Annotated in this window: 3 protein-coding genes; 2 read left to right on the top strand and 1 reads right to left on the bottom strand. The window is 66.7% G+C overall.

The genetic code is table 11. The features are described from left to right. Positions 1-417 precede the first annotated feature (417 nt). Positions 418-993 (bottom strand): TerD family protein, encoded by a 576-nt coding sequence (locus JWQ24_RS28470; RefSeq protein ID WP_299815954.1) that lies wholly within the window; start codon positions 991-993, stop codon positions 418-420. Positions 994-1,158: 165 nt separating this feature from the next. On the opposite strand from JWQ24_RS28470, the gene JWQ24_RS28465 reads away from it, so the two are divergent. Next, the gene (locus JWQ24_RS28465; protein WP_299815951.1) at positions 1,159-2,397 is read left to right on the top strand and encodes a hypothetical protein; all 1,239 of its coding nucleotides are present in this window, start codon (positions 1,159-1,161) and stop codon (positions 2,395-2,397) included. Positions 2,398-2,426: 29 nt separating this feature from the next. Then, a partial coding sequence (locus JWQ24_RS28460; RefSeq protein ID WP_299815949.1) for an HpcH/HpaI aldolase/citrate lyase family protein occupies positions 2,427-2,760 on the top strand: 334 nt, incomplete at its 3' end.

Here is a 2,760-nt window from a genome sequence, read left to right as displayed (position 1 = left end):
TTTCGAAGACTCCCTCCGGGTCGGTCATGAAACTGCCCCGCACGCCGACCGCGGTGAGAATGAGACCGCCGGCGGTCGGAAGGCCGGCAACCGATCCTCGGTCCAGTAGCCGAGCCAGCCACCGAGTCGCCCCCTCATCTCACCCCGTCCGGGACGGTCGTGGTGCCACACGGGCGGGGGCGGCACCCAAACCGGATGTCCTCTCGAGCTTGCTTTCCACGGCGCTCCACGGCCCGCCGAAAGTCAATCACCACGACACTCGGTCACAATCGCCCGATTGTGCCACCGTCCAACCCATTCGTGAGCGGTGTCTGCGACATCCACGCGAGGATCGAGCTGATCTGCACCGAGGTGCTTCGGTGGTCACCGGGCAAACGTCACCGCCCGCCGATCAGGGTGGGCGGAATCGTCTCCGCGCTACAGGTTGACGCCGTAGTCGCGGGCGATCCCTGCCAGCCCCGACGCGTAACCCTGGCCGATTGCACGGAACTTCCATTCGGTGCCATTTCGGTAGAGCTCGCCGAACACCATCGCCGTCTCGGTCGACGCGTCTTCGCTGAGGTCGTAACGAGCTAGCTCGGAGCCGCTGGCGCGGTCGACGACCCTGATGTACGCATTGCGGACCTGCCCGAATGACTGACCACGGCTGTCGGCGTCATAGATCGAGACTGGGAAGAAGATGCTGCTGATCGTCGGTGGAGTCGCCGCAAGGTCGACGTTGATGACCTCGTCGTCGCCGTCGCCCTCGCCAGTCAGGTTGTCCCCAGTGTGTTCGATGGCGCCCTCCGGCGAGCGCAGGTTGTTGAAGAACACGAAGTGGGCGTTCGACAATGCCTTCTGATCTGCGCCCGTCGCGATCGCACTGGCGTCCAGGTCGAAGTCTGCACCCGTGGTGGACCGCAGATCCCAGCCAAGACCAACCGCTACGGCGCTCAGGCTCGGGGTCGCCTTCGTCAGTGAAACGTTCCCGCCCTTGGTCAAGCTGACAGCCATTGAAGCCCTTTCGCTCGCAGCTATGTGCTGAACCCGTGGTGAGCGCGGAACGTCCATGTTGCTGCCCTCACCCCGTACCGGACCGACTCTAGTAGCAGCACCCGGGCACGCGGCTGGTATGCGTGTGAGAACCGATGGCATCGGCCGGGAAAGTACGATCGGGCCGTGACCAGCCGATGGCCGGCCCGCTTCTTTCCGCGGGCCCGAGTAGACGAGCCGGTCCTCGCCGTTCCCCCGGAGCTGACCGATGCGTTCCTCGACATGGACCGGCGCCAAACCGTCGCGGAGTCGGCCGTCAAGGCTTCTGAGCAGGTCTTCCCCGAGCAGGAGATGCGCGAGCCGTGGGACCGGGTCGCTGCCATCTGCTATGACGCCTCAGCGGCATATCTCGCGTTGACCACGCCGCACGAAACAACGGGCTCCGTGCCCACCTCAGCGGGTGCCGCCGACCGCGTCATGCGGCAGCTGACCGCCGCATCGCGTGCCGTCGACGACTTCTTCGCCGCCCGACACAGCCAGCTCGAGAACGCAGTCGCCAGTCTGGCCGCCGTGCCTGGCGAGGCGCAGGACGCCGTGGCCGCGGCCAACACCGTCCGGCAACAGATGCTTGATACCGACCCGAAGTTCGTCGGCTACCCCTCGGTGCAAGCGGCTGCGGCCGACCTCCGCGACGCCGAGGTCGCTATTGATGCGGCACTCTCGTCGGGCCAGCCGATTGCCGTGCGCAGTGCCGCCGTACGCGTCCAGGCGGCCGCCGAGGCGCTAAATCGGGCTCTCGTGCAAGCCCCTTCGCAGGACGCTCGCGCTAGCCGGGCTCTCGCATCCGTCGGCACGCGGATCGCAGCCGTGCACACGCGAGCAGAACGACTCGCCCCCGCCTTCTCGTCGCTGCTGCGGGAGTTCAACGCCGCCAGCTCGGCAGATCTCACCAGTAACGAAGACCGAAGCAGGCGCATGGTCGACGAAGGCGAGAACCTTCTCGCCAGGGCGAGGTCCGCGTTGGCTTCGGGCAATCCCGAGGGCGCATTGGAGCTGACGGCATCGTTGCGCAACCACCTCACCGACGCAGAGGAACTCATCGATGCCGTCACCGACCGGCTGGACCTCCTGCGGACGGTGCGCGACAACCCCGCAGCCAAAGCCGACGACGTTCGCTTCAAGTTGCGTGACGCTCAGATGCTCGCGGTGAGCCGAGGGGTTACCCGCGAGTGGGCGTCGGTGCTCGATGCGCAGGTCGAACGGATCGAGAGATTGACCGGCGAGTTGCACGGGCGCCATCCCGACTACTGGGCATACGTCGTCGGCCTGGACGCCGTGGGCGAGTTCATCGCCACCGTCGTCGAACGGATTCGGGGGCGGTCGGCCACCTCTCCGGACCCGGGTTCCACGAGCTCGCGCCAATGAGGCATTTCGGGCAACTCGCGCCGGACGCGATGGACACGCTGTTCCTCCGCCCGCCCGAGGACTTCACGGACCTCGGCGATCGCGAATTACTGGCTGCCGCGCTCGGCGCCACACTGTACCTACCCGCGAATCGCGGGAAGCTGTCCTCGACCGTCGTGCGTCAAGCGGCAAAGGGCGTGTGCTCGATGGTCCTCGACCTCGAGGACGCCGTCGGTGACGACGAAGTCGAGCAGGCCTTGGCGAATGCCATCACCGCCCTCGACGAGCTCGCGGCGTTTCCTGCCGCGGAGGTGCTGCTCTTCGTCAGAGTCCGCGACGCCGAGACGATCGGGACGATCGCCGGATCGGTGGGTGACGGGGTCG

Origin of the sequence: Tardiphaga sp., assembly GCF_028290495.1 — a bacterium.
In the GTDB taxonomy this organism is placed as follows: Bacteria; Pseudomonadota; Alphaproteobacteria; order Rhizobiales; family Xanthobacteraceae; genus Tardiphaga.
The sequence above is the reverse complement of the archived record's forward strand: the minus strand, read 5'-3'. Positions and strand labels throughout refer to the sequence as shown.